Source organism: Ruminococcus sp. RTP21358st1_G6_RTP21358_211008 (assembly GCF_040908885.1).
Classification (GTDB): Bacteria; Bacillota; Clostridia; order Lachnospirales; family Lachnospiraceae; genus Blautia_A; species Blautia_A faecis.
On sequence record NZ_JBDGDM010000065.1, the window covers coordinates 1 to 20,407 of the forward strand.

Genomic DNA, 20,407 nt, shown 5'->3' on the forward strand with positions numbered 1-20,407 from the left:
CTTCTGAGATATTTATTGATGAAACACTAAAAAATCTTTGATTTTCAAGGAAAAAAGACTTGACTATATAGGGAGGATACCATATGGAACTACTAATTAATGTGCACGGGCTAGCCTGTTCGTATTGAGAAGCTATATATATCAGAACATCAATAACCAAAGTAATTTAGATACAGATGTTGACAATTCAAAACAAATATTATGTAATATAATTACATAATATTAATAAATATTATATAATATTAAAAAGGAGAGTATAGATGTGGAAACTAAAGATTTAATTTGTTCTATTAACAATTTTGAAGCCAATATCGTTTTCGATAAAAATAGAAGCTATAGAGAGATTGCAAATGGACAATCACCTTTCTTTTTTACACCAGTAGAAAAAGGCGAACGCAAAAGATACGAAAAATCAGAAAATAAAAATGAATTTACAAGTACAACAGCGGCAATACATATCATGGATTCTTCTGTTGAAGAAATTGAGAAATTGTTTAAGCTGGATGACTCTGGTATTTATGAGTACACATGTAAAATGATCCGGCCTTATTGCAAAGGTGTAGTTGATATAAAAATTGGTCTTGTTTTATTCCAATTTTTACATGAAGTTGGACATTGGAATCAATTTATGTCATTGGATAAAAATGTAGCTGCTTATACAACTTGGAATTACGAACAAGAAAAAAACAATTATGAAAAAATGCGAGCTTTGAAAGACTCTGTTTTACAACGTCAGGCAAGGGAAAAGGACAATCGTTTAAGCGCAGAAGAGCGGATGCTATTTCGTCAGTATACAGAGGAATATAGAAATATTCCTAAAGAAAAAGAGGCAGATGAATTTGCATTGAGTTATTTAAAAGAAACCATAGACAAGTACAGGGAAGTTTGTCGGAATAAAAACAGCAATAGTACTATTAAAAGGCGTAACCTTGCAATAGGAAGTAATTGTTAAGCAGACTAAAGAGAGGAAGCAAAAGAATGCATCCTCTTTTTGGCGGAAAGAGGGATATTTATAAGGAAAAGTACATATTTTGTTTTGCTGCGTATGTTTATAGTAAATAACGCTTCAAAATATTGAATTTAATTATTGACAGTTTAGGAAAAAAGATATTTAATAATATTAGATTATATTAGAAATTATTAAAAATGGAGGGTAACTATGAGAAGATTAACTATAAAACACAGTGCAATCGCATATATTTTGAACCGTGAAATGGGATATACACAAAATGCAATCGCAAAGCTTATGGGTGTATCTCAAGGAACTGTTTCAAATATGATTAAGGAATTTGAGCTCCAAACCAAAATTAGAAACTTACAAAAAGATCTGGATGACGCAAGGGCTATCATTGAAAAGCAAAACCTTTTGCCACAGAATGAGGACTATTTTTGCTAATAAGGAAGCCGCAGAAAGGTAGTAGATTATGATTAAGAGCTTTATTTTTGAAAATTTTAAAAGCTTTGAAAAGGCAGAATTAAACCTAGAGGCATTGACAAGTTTGATCGGAACAAATTCTTCCGGGAAAAGCAATGCCATTGAGGGAATCCATATTTTAGCTGATACTGCGACGGGATTGGAGTTAGGTACAATTCTTGATGGTACCCGTAATATGGACAGTCACATTCGTGGAGGAAGTAAATCCTGTTGTCGGTTTAAAACTTCGGCTTTTAAACTGGGCTGTCTGATTGATTTGGATGAAAAATATGATTTATATTATTATATCAAGATCAGTACCAATAAAAAAGTCTGGGTTGAGGAAGAAGCTTTATATAAAGTTGTGAATGGAAAAACAGAACTTGCTGGTGGGGAAAAAATATTTAAGACAAAGCTTCGGTCCAAGGAAAGTGGTGATATCCAGGCGGAATATAATGATAAAAAGGCTGGCAGAAATCCAGACATTCTTTGTATGCGGGTTTCTTCTGTTTTGGCACAGCTTAGGACAAAGCTTCCTCAGAACACGTATCGAGATAGAGAGTGCTTTGGCTATATTGAGCTGGTTCTGGAAAATTTAAAGAAAATATTTATATTAAATCCAGTCCCTTCTGATATGAGAGATTATGTGCGGATAACAGACACTGATTTAAAAGAAAATTGTGAAAATATTTCTGCAGTATTACGCCATTTGTGTGAAGACAGTGAGAAAAAGAAAGAACTTTTAAAGATAGTAAGTGATCTACCAGAAAATGAAATCAAGGACATTGGATTCATCACCACACAGCTTGATGATGTTATTTTTGCACTCAGAGAAAAATATATTAATTCGTCAGAATTATTTGATGCAAAAAAATTGTCAGATGGAACTTTGAGATGCATAGCTATTGTGGCAGCCATTTTAACAATTCCTGAGGGCAGCACTCTTGTAATTGAAGAAATTGATAATGGAATACATGCAAGCAGAGTGCAGGCATTAATCAAAAATCTGAGTCTGCTTGGGGAGAAAAGAAAGATAGACATTATATTGACAACGCATAATCCAGTACTATTAAATGGATATAAAAAACAACAGTTATTAGGTGTCTCTGTTGTCTATCGTGAAAATGAGAAGGGAACCAGCAAATTTATTCCATTTGTAGACATTAGAAATTATCCGCAAGTATTTGTACGCGGTGGCCTTGGGGAAGCTATGCTGGACGAGTCCTTATTGAATTTAATTAAATGTCCCAGTGAAAAAAAGGATTATTCCTGGATGGAGGATTTTTAAATGAATATTCGTTTTATTGACACATCCATAGTAATGAATCTTTTGAGAATTCCACATATGTGCCAGGAATATGAAAGTGTAAAAAAGGAATTTAATGAGGCTATAGAACAAAACGAAACATTAATTTTACCGCTGGCAACAATCATTGAAAGCGGAAATCATATTTCGCATATTGCAGATGGGAATATAAGAAGAAAAAAAGCGGTAAAATTTCAGGAATTTTTGCGTAAAACAGCAAAGGAGGAAGCTCCATGGGAATTGTATGGAGTAGGTTTTACAAAAGAAGACTTACTTATAATAGCGGATCAATTTCCCGATTGTGCGCAAAAAATGGAGATGGGAATCGGTGATATGAGTATTATTCGCTTTTATGAAAAATACAAGAATGAAGTGCCTGCGGTTGGTCGGATTATGATCTGGAGTAAGGATAAGCACCTAAGCTGTTACCAGGATAATTTGTCAATTTCACGCAGACGGGAGAAATAGCAGTGGTGAAAAATACCCTTTTTTGACAAAAAAAATATTTTACAATACTGTGGTATGAAATAGGAAAAGGGGTATTAAAAATGAATTTACAGAATAGAGTGGAGCAATATTTAGAATCTTCCGTATGTCATCCTAATGGTCTTTCTGCTTTCGCTCCTTCGTGCATGGCTCTACGCACGGTATATCACTCGACCTATTGTGCGACTGAGCAAGATTTCAAAGCAAATGGCGGAACTGGATTTTTCCGGTCAATGTCATACAGGACGAGAAGATGAATTAGGTTGCTTGGCGCAAAATCTAAATTCATTATCTGCTTCGCTATCCACTGCATTGAACGACCTTCAAACTGCCAACCAACAGCTCAAAACAGATATTGAAAAGGAACAGGAGTTAGAAAGACAGCGGGTAGACTTTTTCTCGGCAGCATCCCATGAACTGAAAACACCACTAACCATTTTGAAAGGACATTTGGCGGGGATGCTGAACGGAGTCAGTGGCTATGAAAATCACATAGAGTACATGGAGCGTTCGCTTGCCGTTGTTGATAGGATGGAGAAGTTGGTAAAAGAGTTGCTGTTTGTTTCCAAAACGGAAGAAACTCAAAAAACGGAATATAAAACCGTTGATTTTGCGGAAATACTTCGGGTACAGGTTGCCGCAGTAGCAGATTTATTGGAAGAAAAGAAACAGTACCTTGAAGCAAATATTCCTACCCACCTTTATTGTGTAGTGGAACAATCACAGATGGAACGGGCAATTCAAAATATATTAGTAAACGCAATTCGCTATTCTCCAAGTGGTGAATTGATTCGTATAGCTTTGTCCGAAACACATGGCACAATTCGTGGTGAAATTGAAAACACAGGTGTCCGTGTGCCTGACGATGCTATTCCACATTTGTTTGAAGCCTTCTATCGGGCAGATATATCTCGTAACCGCAATACAGGCGGAACTGGATTAGGACTTTATATTGTTCATAAAATTATGAAAATGCACCATGCAAAGTACGGCATTTCAAATACAAGCAATGGTGTACGTTTTTGGTTTGAATTGCCTTGCAGGCAGCCGATAGACAACTCCATCTAAAATCCATAATCCATGCAAACTATATCCAAGCTGCTTTGTTATATTATAGCTGTCCTCAAGAGGGCAGCTATAATTCTTATAAAGCGAGGTCTTATCTATGAAGAACAAAAAAATTTTGGCAATAGGCTTGTGCGGAGCAATCTGTTTAAGCATTGCAGGGGTTACTTATGCAAGCGCATTGGCTTCGGACACACCAAAGGTTTCAACATCCGAAACGGGAAACACATCCAGCGCAGATATTCTCTATCAGGATACAGACGGTGGACAAATCAGCGTTGACGGTAAAAATTGGGTTGCCGAGGCAGATTATGAGAAGAACAATGCGGCACCGGATGTGCAGTGGTGGACAGCCGATGAATACGAAGTGTGGATGAACGAACAGAAAAAAGAAATGGAATCTTTGATTGGAACCGGAGATGGTTGGTATGATGGGCAAGGCGCATTCCATGAATTTACGTAGGAAAGCGTAGATGCTATGATGGTCAGCTATAAAGAAACTCTGGAAAGTATCAAAAAGGGAGTATTGTATTCCAAAGACAACGGTGACGGCGATACCTACTCCATGATTCCGCCTACTGAAGATGTAGTTTCCTCTTATAGTGTTGATGTAACAAAAGATAACGGAAAAACAGTACACATTGGGGATTATTCCACAGTTGAGGAATTAGACAAAGCCATTTCTGATGCAGTTAAGAATGGTCAGCTCACACAAGAAGAAGCGGACTCCATTCAGCAATAATAACTAAACCATTCTGCTGTACGACAGCAAAAGAAAAAAAGCTGTCGTACAGCAGTTTGTCACATCTATAGACAGATAATGATAAATCACTTTTTTATTAAGATCAAAATCCTATTGACTTAGAAAAAAATAACTTATTATATTAGAACTGTAGCAGGAAATCATTCAGAAAATGGAGGGCTTACGATGAAAAAGGTAAGAACACGGAAAACAGGAATGCAGGAATTAACAATAGCCTGGATGATATTTGCAGTTTTATTTCTTGGAGTCTTTATAAGACCGGTGAATGTCCAGGCTTCTAAAGTGAAACTGAACAAATCGACAGTTACTATCTATCGGGGAGTTTCCACATCGCTGAAGGTATCAGGAAGCAAAAAGAAAGTAAAATGGAGTTCTTCTAAAAAATCAGTTGTTTCAGTTTCTTCTGGTAAAGTGAAGGGAAAAAAAGCCGGAACGGCATACATTTATGCCAAAGTTGGAAAACGAACCTTAAAATGTAAGGTCATTGTCAAAGAACTAGATAAAGCAAAGAGGCTTAGCCTGGCTAAAAAGGAAGCGAAGAAAATTGTAAAAAAATATGTAACTGCAGATTTAAGTACCAAAGAACGGGCATTTGTTCTGTTTCGATATTTAACAGAACACTGCTCCTGGCAGTTAAACCAGTCTTCAGAAGCATACCAGAAAAATTATGGCAATGAAGCCTACGCCGCTCTGGTAATGAAAAAAGCAGCCTGTTCTGGATATGCAAAAGCATACACGCTGCTTTGTGAGGCTGCGAATGTTCCAGTACGGCATGTAAATGCGGGCAGTTGGACACACCAGTGGAATGAAGTAAAGGTAAACAGAAAGTGGATCAAGGTTGATGCATATGGTGGAATCTTTGCAGACACAACCGGAATTCGAAAATCCTTAAGAACTTCAGCTGAGGAGCAGGAACAGCTGGTATTTCATTTTACAATTGCGAGATGATTTCAGATTGAAAATAAAAAGCTGGGGCAGAAATGAAGTATGCCTGTAGATTGCATTTTGATAGCGATAGGAAGTTATATCCTAATGATTAAATTATCTCCTAAATCATATATAATTTAGAAGATAAAAATGGTTTAAGAGATTCGTTATGGAAATTTTGCATCTGATATTGGCTGGCGTATCTATTTGCAACCAAAATGCGACACTATTGCAACATCTCTAATATTGACTTCGGATTCTCTTTATAGTAAAAAGAAGGCACGAAAAAGCAGTTTGTTTTATGCAGACTGTTTTTTTTGTGCCTTCTTGTCGTATAAATAATAGGAGGGTAATACATGGCGAACACAAAAAAAGCAATTGAAGAAGTAACGGAAAAAGAAATTCCACGCGCAGCCTATGAAGGTGTCTTAACAATCGACGTTGACGCACAGGTGGAGAGCGCACAGGAGCAGGAAGATACCAGATGGCACCAGCTTTTAAATGCGCATAGAACGAGAAAGGTATTCACAGGTCAGCTTGGTGGTATTGAGAAGCTGGAGAGCGGCTGGATGGTAGCAGTCACATATTATAATGGTTTTCGTATCATTATTCCAATGAATGAAATGATGATTAACTTAAGCGGTGACGGGCGGGAGAATGCAGATACTTTAAACCGACAGGTGCGGATTGCCAACAACATGCTTGGCTGTGACATTGATTTCATTATTAAGGATCTGGATACCAAAAGCCGGAGCGTGGTAGCCTCCCGAAAAGATGCCATGCTAAAAAAGCGTCAGACCTTCTATATTGGAGAAGAAGGGGAGAAGCCGCTTCTGTACCCTGGAAGAATTGCAGAAGCCCGGGTGATCGCAGTGGCGCCAAAGGCAGTACGTCTGGAAGTGTTCGGTGTGGAGGTATCTGTCAGGGCGCGTGATATGGCCTGGGAGTGGATGCTGGATGCTAACGAAAAATTTCAGGTTGGAGATCTTATCCAGATCATGGTCAATAAAGTAGAAGGAACAGAACCGGGTGAAATTCATGTGGAAGTTGATGCGAAAAGTCCGACGGCGAACATCAATAAGGACAATCTCAGGAAGTGCCACAGGCAGGGAAAGTACACTGGAGTTATCACTGAGGTATATAAGGGAACTTATTTCATTCGTCTGGATATTGGAATAAATGCGGTGGCGCATTCCTGCAACATGTCTGCACTTCCTGGAAAGGGAGATAAGATTGGAATCGTGGTGACCAGAATTAACGATAATTACGAGGTTGCAGAAGGAATCATCACAAGACTGATTAAAAGGTGGAAATAAAAGTTCAAAATCCTATTGACACAGAAAAAGCATTTTTTTTACAATCTGGGCAAACAGGAAAGGAGACAAATTGAATGACAAAAACGAAGAAAAAAAAGCAGACTGAAAAACTGTATTGTCCATACTGTGGAAGGATGGCAGTGTTACGCCCGGCAAAGCATGTCTATGGCAGCCGGAACCTGGATTCTGGCAATTATCTGTATGTCTGCAGTGGTTATCCATCCTGTGATTCTTACATCGGGGTACATAAAAAGACCATGCGCCCTATGGGAACCCTGGCAAATGGGGATCTGCGCCATAAGCGGATTGAAGCACACCGTGCCTTAAACCAGGTGGTAAATTCTGGGATGATGACGAAAAAAGGTATATATATCTGGTTGCAGAACAGGTTCGGTCTAAGGGAAAAAGATATGCATATCGGAAAGTTTTCAGAATACCGGTGCGAAGAAACTGCCCGGGAATGCAAGGCTTTACTGGAACAACATACAAAAAGAAAGCAAACTGTTTCTAATAAAACAGATCTGGCGGCATGAAGAAAGGAAGGCATTGTTTGCGTCTGCAGGCTAATGAAGAGGATGTTTACCGTTTAATGGACACAAAAGAACGGTACTTCTGGATGATTGGTATCGGCTCTTTACTGGAGGGAATCGCAGCATATTTCCTATACTTTCGGATCAAATGCTGGGACCTGTTATATCTATGCGTGATACTTGCCTTGGGAATTATACTTCTTTTAAGACAGGCTGTTAAAATCAGCAGAAAGATCATGGAAGCAGAAGTCTGCTATATGGAGTTGGACGTAGACAGTCTGGCGGTCTGCCAGCCGGAGAAAAACGGACATTATGAATGCTGTCGGATATTTTACAATGAAATAGACAAGATTGTAGAAGGCACCCTTCGAGGAGTCCCTGAGTTTTATATTGTTTTAAATGATCAGAAAGAAAGAGAAAGCTTTTTTCTTTTAGACGAGGAAGAGCAGAACCGAAATATCTTTCGAGTTCGTTCATTTGGATTTGACCATCAGAAATTTATCGAATTTTACAGGAAGCTACGGTGGAACGTACCTGGAAGGGTCCGGATCATCGGAACAAAAAATCAGGATGTGTGGAATCTTCGAAAACCAAATATGGAAATCTGTATCATAGCAGGAATGATTGCCTGTTATGTGATTCCAAAACTCCTGGAAGTCATGAAGCTGTTTTAGGAGGAAAAAGGCTATGAAATGGTACACGGCAATCGGCTGTAAAGGAGAAGATGGGGAAGGGCAGCTTCTGGTGAAAACTGATAACCAGGAGAAGGTACTTACAGAAATGGAGACCATGCTCTGGGCAGCCCTTACCTGGACAATATGTGCAGAAAACAGAATCTACTCTCAGATGTACCGGGTACTTTGTATTACATTTGGGAAAGAACGTGCAACAGAGTGGGCGGATGAAGAGGATTTTTTGTTTTGCTTAAGGCGCCTGAAAAAGCGCGGACTGGTAGCAGAATGCGAAGGGGAAAATAAAGAGGAGGCTTTGCAATTTCTTCTTAGTAAATCAGTAGTAGTCCCTGTTGTAGATTCCTTTTCTGGCCGTGTAAGGGAATTTGCAGAGAATCTGGTTCTTGGAAAAGGAATAAAAGCAGCGATGCGAGCACTTAAAAAGCCGGTATTTACTTATGAAGAACTCAGGGTGCTGCAGCAAATTTCCAGAAACGGGTACATTCCAGACCATCTGGCCAGCTTAAATGAGCAGGCAGGGAATGTCCTGCTATCAGCAGAAGAAAAGAAGAAAGTTCAGGAGCAGGTTGGGGTGGAATTCATGCAGATTCTGATTTCCTTATATCAAAAGAAACAGTTTGTGATCAGCTACATCAAAGAAGGAGGCTTCCTTGAAGAAAAGAAACAAATGGAAAATATGGCTGTCTGATGCAATATTGAAACACCGGCGAACCTATGCCGGTATACCCGGATTTTTTAAAAAGAGAATTGTGAATACTTTATGTTTATCATTTCTCTTACTGTACGGAGGCTGTGCACTTGGCCTGGCACAAAGATCTGCCGGATTTGTGGGCTGGACAGTCTTTTTAACTATCTGTGGGATCGGGGATGCGGTTTATGTTTATTATCTGGCAGTGACAAGATCCTATGAGGTGGTGGAAGGAACAGTATCTGAAATCCATGCGGAACTTTTTTTTGATGGCTTTAAGAGGGTTATAGTGTTACAATCAGATGGGCTTACTACCGAGCTGTTGCTTAACAAAAGAACCAATGTTATGCATGGGAAATCTTATCGATTCTATTTTAATCAAAATGCACATGCATTTTCTGGCATTCACAGGCTGGACGCTGCTTTTGATTTTGGAAATTTTTTTGGCGTGGAGGAGGTAAAAGAGTAATCCAGGGCGGGGAGCATCAGGCATGGTTCGAGTCCATGCCGCCCTGTTTCCATACAGCTGTATGGAAAATATGAAAAAAGGAGAGATTTTATTTATGTCGGAAACAAAATGTGGAACCATGAAATGGTTCAGTGCAAAAAAAGGTTACGGATTTGTAACCGGGGAGGATGGGGAAGATTACTTTGCCCATTTCTCCCAGATTAAAATGGAAGGTTTTAAAAGGCTTTCCGGCAAGCAGCCTGTACAGTTTGAAGTAGGTGCCGATGAAAATGGCAGGGAAATTGCCGTGAATATTGTCCCTCTTACAACAGGGGAAGAAGCGTAAGAGCTAATAAATTTTGAAACACAAAATATATAAAAAATGTGTTTGACAGCCACTATATCTTGTGGTAACCTTTAAATGAAATCATATTTTATCAGCCATTATATGGTTGATCTTTCATTTGGATCCGGACATTCCGGATGTTTATCTTTTGGGCAGTTCGCCCTAAAACCAGCAAATACTTTGGAACATTGGAAGACGCGAAGAGAAAGGTTTTCTTTTGGTGTCTTTTTTTGTTAAATAAATGAAAAGGAGGAGCCAGAATGAGAAAAATCAAAGAGACTGTACTGGTCAAAATGAAAAAAAGAAGTGCCAAATAACCCAAAAAGAAAAGGAGAAGATTTATGCAGGAAGTAAACTGGGATGATGTAAATTTATTAGAACTTGGAGTGCTGCTTGACATGGCAAAGGATGGATATTTTTTCCAGATTGCAGATGGACGTATCAGATCCATTGTAGTAAAGCTCATATCCTGAACTCAAAGGAGGGGCTATGTACTATAAGGATGATTTTAACGTGACATTTAAAGAGGAATCTGCTTTTTATAGATATCTGGATGATGTTGAGAAAAGGGCTGAATGGTTCCGTGCACAGAGTAAGGATCTGAAGGTAGAAGCAGTAACAAAAAATAGCATCTGCTCCCCGATTGGAAACATTGATCTGGAATATTTAAAAGATGATACCCTGAAAAATTCCGGCTTGCTGATAAAGACTACGGACCGCAGCTGCTTTCTTGGGATATCCGCAGTCAAAAGCTTAAAAGGCAGAGCCAGAATTGATGGAAAGGCACTTGCAGAACTGGACAAGGAAACCCTTGCCTATATTCTGAATGAATGCCTGAAAGTTTCTAAGGGAAAATCCCTACTCCGCTTTTGTGAAGGCAAGGTGCGGGCAGTTTTATCTGGTGATGAAAAGGATTATTCAATTATGTCCATGCCGGAGGTCTACACAATTGCAGGAGCTTATATCTATAGTGATTTTGAAACAGCTGCCTTTAAGTCCGGATGTGCAGACCACAATCTGGTAAATGCAACATGGGAGTTAAGGGACCAGCGGCTGAACGAATCTTATCAGGAATTATTAGGACGTTATGGGAAAACTTTTAATGGGGAACTGTCTGCGTCAGTCAGGATCAGCACATCTGATGTAGGAAGCTCCGGTGCCAATATATTTTATACGGTGTCTGTCAATGACCAGTACATTATATTAGGAGAAACCCTGAAAGTACGCCATAAAAATTGCAAGGGAACCGAAGATTTCAACCAAAATATGGCATCTATTTTTGAATACTATAAGGCAGCCGTACAGGAGGTTTTGCAGCTTTGTGATATCTGGGTGAATCACCCGCCGAATACCATGATCGGTGTCATGAAGCAGGCCGGCTTTTCCAAAAAGCTGATTGCAGAAACGGTAGAACGCTACCGCGCATCTGCTGGAGAGCAACCTTGCAGTGCCTATGAAATTTATTGTGGAATCTGTGATGTTATTTCAATTGCAAGACAGCAGGAAACCAATGAACGGGGATTGCTTCTTCTGGAAGAAAAAGTGGCAGCCTGTGTAAACAGGCGCTGGCATGAACTTGACTTTCCAGGTGAAATTAAATATTAGGTAAAAACAGACGAAGGCAGGAAATCCTGTCTTTTTTGTATGCAGGAGGAAATTATGCAGTATCCGGATTGGCTTATAAAAGCAAAAGAATCTAAGAAACTACTCCAGTGGATACAGGATCCGGTACACAGCTTCAAAATGTTTCACGGTCGGCTATTACTAAAATGCCAGGAAGAGGACTGCATAGTGTTTTATGCAGTTGATTCCAAGGAAAAGGATTGTTTACAGCTTAAGGAACCAAAACTTTGTGGTGTACTTTATCTGCCGGATTATTTTTTGTATGAAGTGGACACTGCTTTTTATGAAGCAGTCGGGATACCTGCCGATTTTATTTTTCCAACCAGGGAAAATCTTAAAAAAGAGGTGGAAAGCAGGGTCACCCATCTGGTGAAGAATCTGATTGATACAAAATGGGACAAGCTCCTGTTAAAGTACCAAAACCAGAGGGACAGCCTTTTTCCTAATATAAACCGGACACAGGTGCAGGAAACTTCCAAAAGATACCTGAAGGCCCAAATAAAGCCGGAGGAGCTGTTTTACAGTCCAAAGTTTTCCTTTGCAAAGATGCAGGTGGAGTACACGGATGTAATGTTTCTTTACTGCCTGAACCACCACGAGAAGGCTGTACAAATGATTGCAGATAAATGGCTGAAGGAATCTCTTTGGGAGATTTCCCAGAGAAGGATCTACCTTGAATGTGTCCGCGAAGAAATGGAAGAGCTGCAAAAAAAGGCAGCATAAAGGAGGAAATGGATTTATGAGTAAATTTGAGTATCTGAATCTGACTCAGAAGATGATTAAAATAAGAAAGATGGTGCCAAAGTTGATACGGAAACGGTACAGCGAAGAAGTACCTTATGATTTTGTGCGGCTGGATGATATTTATGAATACCTTACCCCGGCGCTTACGAAATATGGCGTGGATTTTGAGGTACTTACCGAAAAGTCCACCCAGGTGGATTCTTCCGGAAACCAGGTATATCTGATACCATTTGGCAATTTATGGCGGTATGAAGCAGATCTGAAGCTCTGCTGGGTAAATGAAGATCGTCCAAATGAAAAAAGTTACAGTGACATTCATGTGGTTGGAACCAATGAGGTTCCGGACAAAGCCAAAGGTGCAGCCTGGAGCTATGGACTGAAATATTATCTATTAAATAAGTATAACATCGTCCAGGCAAACACCGAGGATCCAGACATGCGCGGCCCTGCTCCGGATGGCGACAAAACAAAAAAAGAAAAGACACAAAACAAAGTAGAAAACACGAAACCAGACTTATCCCCTAAGAAAACGGTTTCTGTTACTAATGCTGTAAAATCAGAGCCCAAAAAGAAGGAAGCCAAAGAAAAACCAGAACATCCCCCGAAATCTGGTTCTGCTGAGGCTTCTGCTGAAGAAATCGGACAGTCTTTAAAACGAAACGAAAAACTTACCTCAAAGACAGTTCGTAATGGCAATGCAGTGAGTGGCAAACAGACTGTTAAGATTTCGGAAGATTCTTTTGATCTTGAAATCAGTCCTGACGAGATCCGTGATTTACAGGATAATGATGATAATTTACCAGGCCAGATGCAGTTTGGCATGGAAGAAAAGAACCCAGAAGAGGTTTTTGAAGAGACAGACCAGGACGAGGAAGAATTTCACCTTGTCAGTGAGGAAGATGAAAATCCATTTGACGACGAGAAGGAAGAAGAGACTGCAGAAGATTTCCCTATGGATTCAGAAGAGGATGATGTGGAAAAAGCGAAAAAAGTAATATGTAATTTTGGCTTGTTTAGCGGGATGTCCCTTGGTGAAATTTTGTATAAACCAGACGGTCCCAAAACTTTAAGATGGATGGGAAGCGGATATAAAGGAAGCAATAACGAAATGAGGGAGGCTGCGAAGATTATTATGGATTACGAAGATCACAAAAAAATAGCAGCATAAAATGATTGTGGCTCCGGAAATACGGAGCCACATTTTTAGGAGGAATCATGTACGAACATCCATTTACCATAAAAGAAGTGGCGTGGCTGTTATCCATCCGTTGTCTTGATGGCGGCACCGCCCAGGAATTCCCGGTGGAATGTCCATACTGTGGTGACACCAGAGGAAAATGCAGTTTTTGTGTCAGTAAAAATGGAGAAATGAAAAATGTTTTTAACTGTTTCCACTGTGGGGAAAGCGGAAATATGCTTACCCTGTATGCAGACATTATGGGATTTTATGGAGCAGACCGGTGCAAGGAAGCTTATCAGGATATCCGGAAACGGCTGGAACTTAACAGGCAGGTGACAGGAAATGGGTATAAAAAGATAACAGCCAGTTCTGTCATGAAAGAGGCGGTGCCTAAAAGATCACCCGAGTACCTGGATTTTGTGTACCGGGAACTGCTTTCCCTTTTAAAGCTTCAGGAGCGCCATAGACAGGATTTTAAAAGACGCGGTGCTGCTGACATAAAAATAAAGGAACTGGAACAAAAAGGATATAAAAGTATTGAACCGGAAAATTCCGTTTCTATAGCAGAAAAACTGTTGAAAAAAGGTTTAAGGCTGGATGGAATCCCAGGTTTTTTCCGGAACCGGTCTGGTATATGGGAAGCAGCTTTTTATGAGGGAAACCAGGGCTATCTGTGTCCGGTGTATTCCCTTGATAGAAAAATAGCAGGTTTTCAGATACGTGTTGACAATCCTATAAATCACCGGAAATATATCTGGTTTACAAGCAGTGGATTTTCGGGAGGGACTTCAAGCGGCAGCCCGGCCGGGGTGTCCGGCTATATAAGCCCGGTGCAAAGGAGCATCCATGTAACAGAAGGAATTTTAAAGGCAGAGCTTGCCAGCCTGAGAAGCGGATATCCTTATATTGGAATCCCAGGGGTGGGAAACTATAAAAGTCTGTTTCCTGTGCTTGCAGATTTAAAAAGCAGGGGGTTACAGACCGTGTACGAATGTATGGATATGGACAAAATGATGGATCTTACCTGCCGTTGTGACTGTATGGAAAAGTGCATCGTATGTGGGACACCGGAACGTTTGTTGAGAAAACAGGAGTGCCCACAAAAAAGGAGGAAGCGTGATACCATCCGGAAAGGATGCCTTAAACTGTATGACATGTGCGAAAGGCTTGGGTTAAACTGCCAGAGAATCAGCTGGGACACGGATGCAGACGGTTTGTGGCTTGGCAATTACAAGGGCGTAGATGACTGGATTTACAGCAAGCCACCAGAAGAAAAAGAGAGTTTTTATTGATTTAGTCAAATAAAAGGGGATCTGAAATCTGTATTCAGGTCTCTTTTTATCTGGCTAAACAGGCCAGTAGAAAGGAGAAAAAGATGGAAATCAGGGACAGACCATGCCTGGTAAAAACCAGGGACAGACCATTATCTAGGAGAGGAGAAAAACATTGGGTAAATTTAAGGGAAAAAGGTGGCTTGCAGGTGCAATGGCGGTTATGCTGTGCTGCAGCAGCTTCCTTCAGACAGGTGTTTTTACAGTATCCGCTGAAGCGGAGACAGAAGTGGCACAGGAGGCTGTGCAGGAACCGATGGCAGTAGAGAAAACAGAAGAAGAACTGATCGCGGAGACCGTTTCTGATCCTTCTCTTGCTCTTGAAATTAAGCAGGGAACTGCCTTTGATGTAGCGAAAGATTTTACAGGGTTAGGCTTAAAAGATGGTGACAGGGCAGAACTGAAAAAGGCTGCCATGGAGGATGGAACCACATTTGATTCTGGAAGACCAGGGATCTATAAATGTGTTTATCAGATCACACCTAAAGAAGGTGATTCTTATCTGGTTGCAAGAACCATTACCGTAACTGAAAAAGAACCGGAAACCCAGGCTGCTGGACATTCCGGTTCTGAGGAGTCTGGGGACAGCGAAGATCCTGACCCTCTGCCTGAACAGCCAGCAGTTGCTGTGGAAGTTCCGGCAGAAGAGGAAAAAAAGGATGCAGATCTGGCAGAGATACCAGTAGAAGGTGAAGAAGCAGATGTGTCTGTGGAAACAGAAGTGGATACAGAAGAGAAACCGGAGAACACAACAGAGACAGATATTCAAGAGGATGATGGTTTTGGTTCTGAAATTCTTCCAGAGGAAGAGTTTGACTCTGAACTGGAACGCGCTGAGGAAGAGAACACTGTGGATCCGGAGACCGGACTGACACTCGGTGAAGTGTTAGAGCAGGCCCAGGAACAGAACCTGGATCTTATGGAAATGGAAGAAGGGGAAACTGCATCTTTTATTGCTACATATGCTTCTACCACAACAGATGTCAGTGTAACACGCGGAAGCTGCTATTATTACAGTGACTATGATCTCGGTTCTTACCTAACCTATAAATATACCGTCAGCTTTAACAATGTAACAGCAACTGCCTATTGCATTCAGCCGTCCAAGAGTAGTCCAGGGGATGGTGTATTTAAGATTACCAGACTGGGAGATGGAAAGAAACTTGCCAAGGTCTGCTACTATGGTACAAAGGCATCCAGAGTTAATGGTTTCTTTAAAACAGAGCACCCGGATTTTTCCGCAGGAAAGCAGTTTGTAATTACCCACCTTGCAGTATCATACGCAAGTGGAAGTGACGATGCGTTTTCCGGTGCAAATGCAAACGGCCAGGCACTTGCTATGGAATTATATAACTATTGCATGGCTCAGCCGGAGATCCCAGATGTAGCCATGGCGTTTTCCAATCCGAATGTGACCGCTTACATTGATGGAAGTGAGCAGCGCACCGAAGAAATCAAGTTTAAGGCAGATACCCTGCAGAACATTACCATGAAGCTTCCGGCCGGTGTGGTATTTCATAACGTGGATACCGGTGAAACAAGCGAAGGTGGTGCTAAGGTAAAGGTGTATGGTGGAACAACGTTTTATTTATCCGCACCCCTGAATCAGGCCGCAGCCGTTGCGGGTTCCTGGAAATCCACTATGAAGGGTTATATTACGAAGGATTTTTCCGCATATAAAGTAACCACTGGTACTGATACCCAGAACCTGGCCCTGGTATTCGGCGAGGGTGTGGACGATGAGAAATACGTGGATTTTTCCGTTACTTGGCTTCAGCAGGCAACTATTGAAATCATAAAAAAAGACAGAGGTTCCAATGCCCTTTTAGCTGGCGCGGTTTATGGCGTGTATGGTGATGAAGCCTGCCAGGATTTAATTGTAGAAATGCCGCCAACGGATGCAAACGGCGTTTCTTCTGTCACTATTGACAAAACCCAGGATGTGGTTTATTTAAAGGAAATCACCGGACCAACGGGTTACCTTGTGGATGCCACCGCCCATGGTGTGACGCTTGTGATGGGAAGCAAAGTTACCCAGGAATTGTTGGATGATGAGAAAAAGGCTTCCCTTACCGTTTACAAAGAGGGCGAGGTATTAACAGGGGCAGATGTGACGGAGGAAAAGGTAACTTTCCACTATGAGGTACGAAGACAAAAAGGTGCGGTATATAACGTGTATGCTGGTGCTGACATTGTGGCAGCAGATGGCTCTACCGTTTACAAAAATGGTGCCCTTGTAAAAGAAGGTCTGACAACCGGTGAAGACGGAAGTGCAACCCTTGATAACTTAAACATAGGAACCTACGTGGTAACCGAGACACAGGCCCCGGACAAACTCATCTGCACCGGTGAATCCAAAACCGTAACCTTATCAGCTGCCGGCGAAAACGAAGAAGTATCTTTTAGCACGGTTACCTTTACCAACGACAGACAAAAAGCCTCCGTATCTTTGGTAAAACAGGATGGGGAAACCACACAGCCACTTGCAGGTGCTGTTTTTGGAATGTATGCAGGAAATGATATTGTATCTGCAGACGGGAATGTGATCGTCAGAAAAGACACCCTGATTGAAAAGGTGGCTACTGGTACGGATGGAAAAGCAGGTTATACCGCAGACCTTCCGGTTAACAATTCCTACTATATCAAAGAACTTCAGGCACCCCAGATGTACGTGTTAAATACTTCTGATGTTTATTCCTTTGCATTTAATTATGCAGGGGACAAAGAGAAAAAGATAGAATTTACACATACTTTTACAGATGAACGCGTCCGTGTGAATATCCATCTTACAAAGGAAGACAGTGAGACGGGAAAGAACGCACAGGGAGATGCAACTTTAGAAGGTGCTGTTTATGGACTTTATGCAAGGGACGCAATTGGTTACCCGGATGGCAGCAGCGGTGTCCTTTATCCAAAAGACGCCCAGGTTGCTACACTTACCACCGACAAAGCTGGAAATGCAAGTGTATCCGGTCTCTATCCTGGAAAATACTATGTAAAAGAGATTACTCCGCCTGCAGGTTATGTCCTGGATGAAGAAGAGCATGATGTGGAAGGCAGCTATGAAGGTGACCAGGTGAAAGAAATCAATTGTACCATTACAGTTGCCGAGAATGTGAAAAAACAGCCGTTCCAGTTGATTAAGGCTGCAAATAACGGAAAAACAGATGCCGATCTGTTAAAAGGCGCCGGATTTTCCGCTTATCTCGCAAGCAGCTTAAGTACAAAAGAGGATGGTTCCTATGATTTTGCAAATGCCGTTCCCGTAGTACTGACAGAAGATGGAAAGACCGAGATCTTTACGGACGAAAAAGGCTATGCCTGCACAATCCCACTTCCATATGGAACTTATGTGGTAAGGGAAACTACAACACCGCATAATTTCAAACCAGTTGCTGATTTTACGGTTATAATCAGCGAAAATAAGTCAGAGCCACAGGTTTGGCGGGTCCTTTTAGACGGAGAATTTTCTGCAAAACTAAAAATCATTAAACAGGATGATGAAACCAAGAAGCCGGTCCTGGTTGCAAACACCGAGTTTAAAATCTATGACCTGGATGAAGGAAAATACGTGGAGCAGACCACAACTTATCCAAGTACCGTTACCCATAAATCCTATTTTACTGATGAAAATGGTTATCTAATCCTGCCAAGTGCTCTTAAATGCGGCAACTACCGGATCGAGGAAGTAATGGCCCCGGATGGCTATACCCAGAATACCAATTATGTAGAAATCAAGGTGGACAGCAACACTGCTTACCAGATGGATTCTACAACTGGGGATGCAATCATTACGGTTGTCTATGAGAACCATCCGGCAAAAGGAAAGCTCATCATCCATAAGTCCGGGGAAACTTTAAAGTCTTTTAAAAAGGATTTTGCATATGAAGAAACTTCCCTTTCTGGTACTGAGTTTGCAGTTTTCGCAGCCGAGGATATTTATACTCCGGACCACCAGGTGGATGAACAGGGTAACCGTGTTGTTATTTATGCAAAAGATACTCTGATCCGGAAGGTTACAACGGATGAGAAGGGAGAAGCAGTTTTGACCGATCTTCCCCTTGGAACTTACCTCGTAAAGGAAACCAAAGCTCCAACTGGTTTTGTACTTAATTCTGAAAGCAAGGAAATTACTTTCCTGTATAAAGACCAGGATACGCCGGTCGTGGAAGAAACCGTGGAATTTTCCAATAAGCGCCAGAAGGTAGATCTTAAAGTAGTGAAAGAGGATGGCGAAAATGGTAAAAAACTGGAAGGTGCCGAATTTGGGATTTATAACAAAAATGACATTTTATCAGGTGATAAGGTGATCGTAAAGGCGGATACCCTGCTTCAGAAGGTCATGAGTGATAAAAACGGACTGGCACAGTTTACCCTTGATCTGCCTCTTGGAAAGTATTATGTGAAAGAACTGCAGGCACCGGAAGGTTATGTATCTTCTGATGAAATTATAGAATTTGATGCCAGTTACCAGGGACAGGATGTTAAGGTGGTAAAATTATCTGCTACAAAGAAAAACCAGCCAACGACTGTTGAAATCACAAAAGCAGATGTGACTACCGGTGTGGAGCTGGACGGTGCTTCCTTACTTATCCTGAATAAGAAGGGCGAAGTAGTGGATTCCTGGACATCTGTAAAGGACAAACCACATGTAATAAAAGGCTTAAAAGTTGGAGAGACTTATAATCTTCGGGAGCAGATTGCGCCGTATGGCTATTTACGCACAACAGATATCACCTTTCAGATTTCCGATACCGCAGAGGTTCAGAAGGTAAGGATGGAAGATGAGGTTCCCATTGCACGCCTGCTGGTAAATAAAAAAGGTGAATTCTTGGACGATGTTACCCTGCTTGATAATGCCAAAGGTGTAGTGGAGCATTTCTTCAGTTATGTAACTGGAAGTCTGACAGATGTTTCCTTTAATGTGTACGCCGCCGAGGATATCCGTGCAGCAGATGGTGTGAGCGAAAATTATTATACAAAAGATCAGCTGGTGGGTACCATTACGACTGATGGAACAGGTATAGCAGAACTGGACAATCTGCCGCTTGGCAAATATTATATTGTCGAAAAAGAAACCTCCTATGGATATGTATTAGACGACGAGCCAAGATACGTGGATCTTACCTACCGTGATCAGGACACTCCGGTTGTAACCTATAGTGCAGACTGGCAGAACCGTCGTCAGAAAGTACAGGTAAATGTCTTAAAGAAAGAAAAAGACAGTGACAAGGTTCTTTCCGGCGCTATCTTTGGACTTTTTGCAGCGGAGGACATTACATCTGCAGGTGGTAAAGTACTGATTGAGAAGGATACCATCATTGAGTTGAAGACTACAGATGAAAGCGGATGGCTCCACTTTATTGCGGATCTTCCGATCCGTGCCAAGTATTACCTGAAAGAAATCTATGCACCAGACGGATATGTGCGTGCGACCGAAACCCAGGAATTTACTTTTGAGTATTAGGGTGCAATGCTAGCAATATAGTGTCAACTTAAGCCAGTTATATTGGCTCATCTGTTCCTTGAAAACTAAATAGTAAAAATA

Annotated in this window: 20 protein-coding genes; all 20 read left to right on the forward strand. The window is 41.1% G+C overall.

Annotated elements, in window-relative coordinates; all coding sequences use genetic code 11:
- Window positions 1-262: 262 nt before the first annotated feature.
- The 20 genes from AB5Z12_RS18650 (at window position 263) to AB5Z12_RS18745 (ending at window position 20,326) form a co-directional block, all read left to right on the forward strand.
- Complete coding sequence (locus AB5Z12_RS18650) at window positions 263-952, forward strand: hypothetical protein (RefSeq protein WP_187565883.1); 690 nt, start codon at window positions 263-265, stop codon at window positions 950-952.
- A gap of 207 nt (window positions 953-1,159) precedes the next feature.
- Window positions 1,160-1,396 carry a helix-turn-helix domain-containing protein gene (locus tag AB5Z12_RS18655; RefSeq protein ID WP_178090653.1) on the forward strand — a complete coding sequence of 79 codons (237 nt, stop codon included), beginning with the start codon at window positions 1,160-1,162 and terminating at the stop codon, window positions 1,394-1,396.
- Window positions 1,397-1,424: 28 nt separating this feature from the next.
- On the forward strand, window positions 1,425-2,702 hold the full coding sequence (locus AB5Z12_RS18660; RefSeq protein ID WP_187565882.1) for an AAA family ATPase: 1,278 nt from the start codon (window positions 1,425-1,427) through the stop codon (window positions 2,700-2,702).
- Window positions 2,703-3,188, forward strand: a complete 486-nt coding sequence (locus AB5Z12_RS18665) for a hypothetical protein (RefSeq protein ID WP_187565881.1) — start codon at window positions 2,703-2,705, stop codon at window positions 3,186-3,188.
- A 135-nt stretch (window positions 3,189-3,323) separates the two neighbouring features.
- Window positions 3,324-4,274: a cell wall metabolism sensor histidine kinase WalK gene (locus tag AB5Z12_RS18670; protein ID WP_226855655.1), complete on the forward strand. Its 951-nt coding sequence runs from the start codon at window positions 3,324-3,326 to the stop codon at window positions 4,272-4,274.
- A gap of 97 nt (window positions 4,275-4,371) precedes the next feature.
- Window positions 4,372-4,734: a hypothetical protein gene (locus tag AB5Z12_RS18675; protein ID WP_187565879.1), complete on the forward strand. Its 363-nt coding sequence runs from the start codon at window positions 4,372-4,374 to the stop codon at window positions 4,732-4,734.
- Window positions 4,735-4,749: 15 nt separating this feature from the next.
- Complete coding sequence (locus AB5Z12_RS18680) at window positions 4,750-5,013, forward strand: hypothetical protein (RefSeq protein WP_187565878.1); 264 nt, start codon at window positions 4,750-4,752, stop codon at window positions 5,011-5,013.
- Between the two features lie 186 nt (window positions 5,014-5,199).
- Window positions 5,200-5,982 (forward strand): transglutaminase-like domain-containing protein, encoded by a 783-nt coding sequence (locus tag AB5Z12_RS18685; RefSeq protein ID WP_187565877.1) that lies wholly within the window; start codon window positions 5,200-5,202, stop codon window positions 5,980-5,982.
- Between the two features lie 335 nt (window positions 5,983-6,317).
- Window positions 6,318-7,277 (forward strand): RNA-binding protein, encoded by a 960-nt coding sequence (locus AB5Z12_RS18690; RefSeq protein ID WP_187565876.1) that lies wholly within the window; start codon window positions 6,318-6,320, stop codon window positions 7,275-7,277.
- A 74-nt stretch (window positions 7,278-7,351) separates the two neighbouring features.
- The gene (locus AB5Z12_RS18695) at window positions 7,352-7,810 is read left to right on the forward strand and encodes a zinc-finger-containing protein (RefSeq protein ID WP_187565875.1); all 459 of its coding nucleotides are present in this window, start codon (window positions 7,352-7,354) and stop codon (window positions 7,808-7,810) included.
- Window positions 7,807-8,481: a hypothetical protein gene (locus AB5Z12_RS18700; RefSeq protein WP_243243661.1), complete on the forward strand. Its 675-nt coding sequence runs from the start codon at window positions 7,807-7,809 to the stop codon at window positions 8,479-8,481. Before AB5Z12_RS18695 ends, AB5Z12_RS18700 begins: the two co-directional genes overlap by 4 nt.
- A gap of 13 nt (window positions 8,482-8,494) precedes the next feature.
- Window positions 8,495-9,187: a hypothetical protein gene (locus tag AB5Z12_RS18705; RefSeq protein ID WP_187565874.1), complete on the forward strand. Its 693-nt coding sequence runs from the start codon at window positions 8,495-8,497 to the stop codon at window positions 9,185-9,187.
- A complete protein-coding gene (locus AB5Z12_RS18710; RefSeq protein ID WP_187565873.1) occupies window positions 9,150-9,656 on the forward strand; it encodes a hypothetical protein in 507 nt (168 codons plus the stop codon). The genes AB5Z12_RS18705 and AB5Z12_RS18710 overlap by 38 nt, the downstream gene beginning before the upstream one ends.
- 94 nt (window positions 9,657-9,750) lie before the next feature.
- Window positions 9,751-9,981 (forward strand): cold-shock protein, encoded by a 231-nt coding sequence (locus AB5Z12_RS18715; protein ID WP_187565872.1) that lies wholly within the window; start codon window positions 9,751-9,753, stop codon window positions 9,979-9,981.
- A gap of 341 nt (window positions 9,982-10,322) precedes the next feature.
- Complete coding sequence (locus tag AB5Z12_RS18720) at window positions 10,323-10,454, forward strand: hypothetical protein (protein ID WP_264295819.1); 132 nt, start codon at window positions 10,323-10,325, stop codon at window positions 10,452-10,454.
- Between the two features lie 16 nt (window positions 10,455-10,470).
- Window positions 10,471-11,586 (forward strand): hypothetical protein, encoded by a 1,116-nt coding sequence (locus tag AB5Z12_RS18725; RefSeq protein ID WP_187565871.1) that lies wholly within the window; start codon window positions 10,471-10,473, stop codon window positions 11,584-11,586.
- 54 nt (window positions 11,587-11,640) lie between these two features.
- Window positions 11,641-12,327 (forward strand): hypothetical protein, encoded by a 687-nt coding sequence (locus AB5Z12_RS18730; RefSeq protein WP_187565870.1) that lies wholly within the window; start codon window positions 11,641-11,643, stop codon window positions 12,325-12,327.
- A gap of 16 nt (window positions 12,328-12,343) precedes the next feature.
- Complete coding sequence (locus tag AB5Z12_RS18735; RefSeq protein ID WP_368357485.1) at window positions 12,344-13,516, forward strand: ERF family protein; 1,173 nt, start codon at window positions 12,344-12,346, stop codon at window positions 13,514-13,516.
- A gap of 47 nt (window positions 13,517-13,563) precedes the next feature.
- The gene (locus tag AB5Z12_RS18740; protein WP_187565868.1) at window positions 13,564-14,820 is read left to right on the forward strand and encodes a hypothetical protein; all 1,257 of its coding nucleotides are present in this window, start codon (window positions 13,564-13,566) and stop codon (window positions 14,818-14,820) included.
- 154 nt (window positions 14,821-14,974) lie between these two features.
- Window positions 14,975-20,326 (forward strand): SpaA isopeptide-forming pilin-related protein, encoded by a 5,352-nt coding sequence (locus tag AB5Z12_RS18745; protein ID WP_368357486.1) that lies wholly within the window; start codon window positions 14,975-14,977, stop codon window positions 20,324-20,326.
- The last annotated feature ends 81 nt before the right edge of the window (window positions 20,327-20,407 follow it).

Bases quoted from the DNA above. Each gene is read 5' to 3' on its own strand.
- AB5Z12_RS18655 (WP_178090653.1), top strand. From the start codon at position 1,160: ATGAGAAGATTAACTATAAAACACAGTGCAATCGCATATATTTTGAAC.
- AB5Z12_RS18660 (WP_187565882.1), top strand. From the start codon at position 1,425: ATGATTAAGAGCTTTATTTTTGAAAATTTTAAAAGCTTTGAAAAGGCA.
- AB5Z12_RS18665 (WP_187565881.1), top strand. From the start codon at position 2,703: ATGAATATTCGTTTTATTGACACATCCATAGTAATGAATCTTTTGAGA.
- AB5Z12_RS18670 (WP_226855655.1), top strand. From the start codon at position 3,324: ATGGTCTTTCTGCTTTCGCTCCTTCGTGCATGGCTCTACGCACGGTAT.
- AB5Z12_RS18675 (WP_187565879.1), top strand. From the start codon at position 4,372: ATGAAGAACAAAAAAATTTTGGCAATAGGCTTGTGCGGAGCAATCTGT.
- AB5Z12_RS18680 (WP_187565878.1), top strand. From the start codon at position 4,750: ATGATGGTCAGCTATAAAGAAACTCTGGAAAGTATCAAAAAGGGAGTA.
- AB5Z12_RS18685 (WP_187565877.1), top strand. From the start codon at position 5,200: ATGAAAAAGGTAAGAACACGGAAAACAGGAATGCAGGAATTAACAATA.
- AB5Z12_RS18690 (WP_187565876.1), top strand. From the start codon at position 6,318: ATGGCGAACACAAAAAAAGCAATTGAAGAAGTAACGGAAAAAGAAATT.
- AB5Z12_RS18695 (WP_187565875.1), top strand. From the start codon at position 7,352: ATGACAAAAACGAAGAAAAAAAAGCAGACTGAAAAACTGTATTGTCCA.
- AB5Z12_RS18700 (WP_243243661.1), top strand. From the start codon at position 7,807: ATGAAGAAAGGAAGGCATTGTTTGCGTCTGCAGGCTAATGAAGAGGAT.
- AB5Z12_RS18705 (WP_187565874.1), top strand. From the start codon at position 8,495: ATGAAATGGTACACGGCAATCGGCTGTAAAGGAGAAGATGGGGAAGGG.
- AB5Z12_RS18715 (WP_187565872.1), top strand. From the start codon at position 9,751: ATGTCGGAAACAAAATGTGGAACCATGAAATGGTTCAGTGCAAAAAAA.
- AB5Z12_RS18720 (WP_264295819.1), top strand. From the start codon at position 10,323: ATGCAGGAAGTAAACTGGGATGATGTAAATTTATTAGAACTTGGAGTG.
- AB5Z12_RS18725 (WP_187565871.1), top strand. From the start codon at position 10,471: ATGTACTATAAGGATGATTTTAACGTGACATTTAAAGAGGAATCTGCT.
- AB5Z12_RS18730 (WP_187565870.1), top strand. From the start codon at position 11,641: ATGCAGTATCCGGATTGGCTTATAAAAGCAAAAGAATCTAAGAAACTA.
- AB5Z12_RS18735 (WP_368357485.1), top strand. From the start codon at position 12,344: ATGAGTAAATTTGAGTATCTGAATCTGACTCAGAAGATGATTAAAATA.
- AB5Z12_RS18740 (WP_187565868.1), top strand. From the start codon at position 13,564: ATGTACGAACATCCATTTACCATAAAAGAAGTGGCGTGGCTGTTATCC.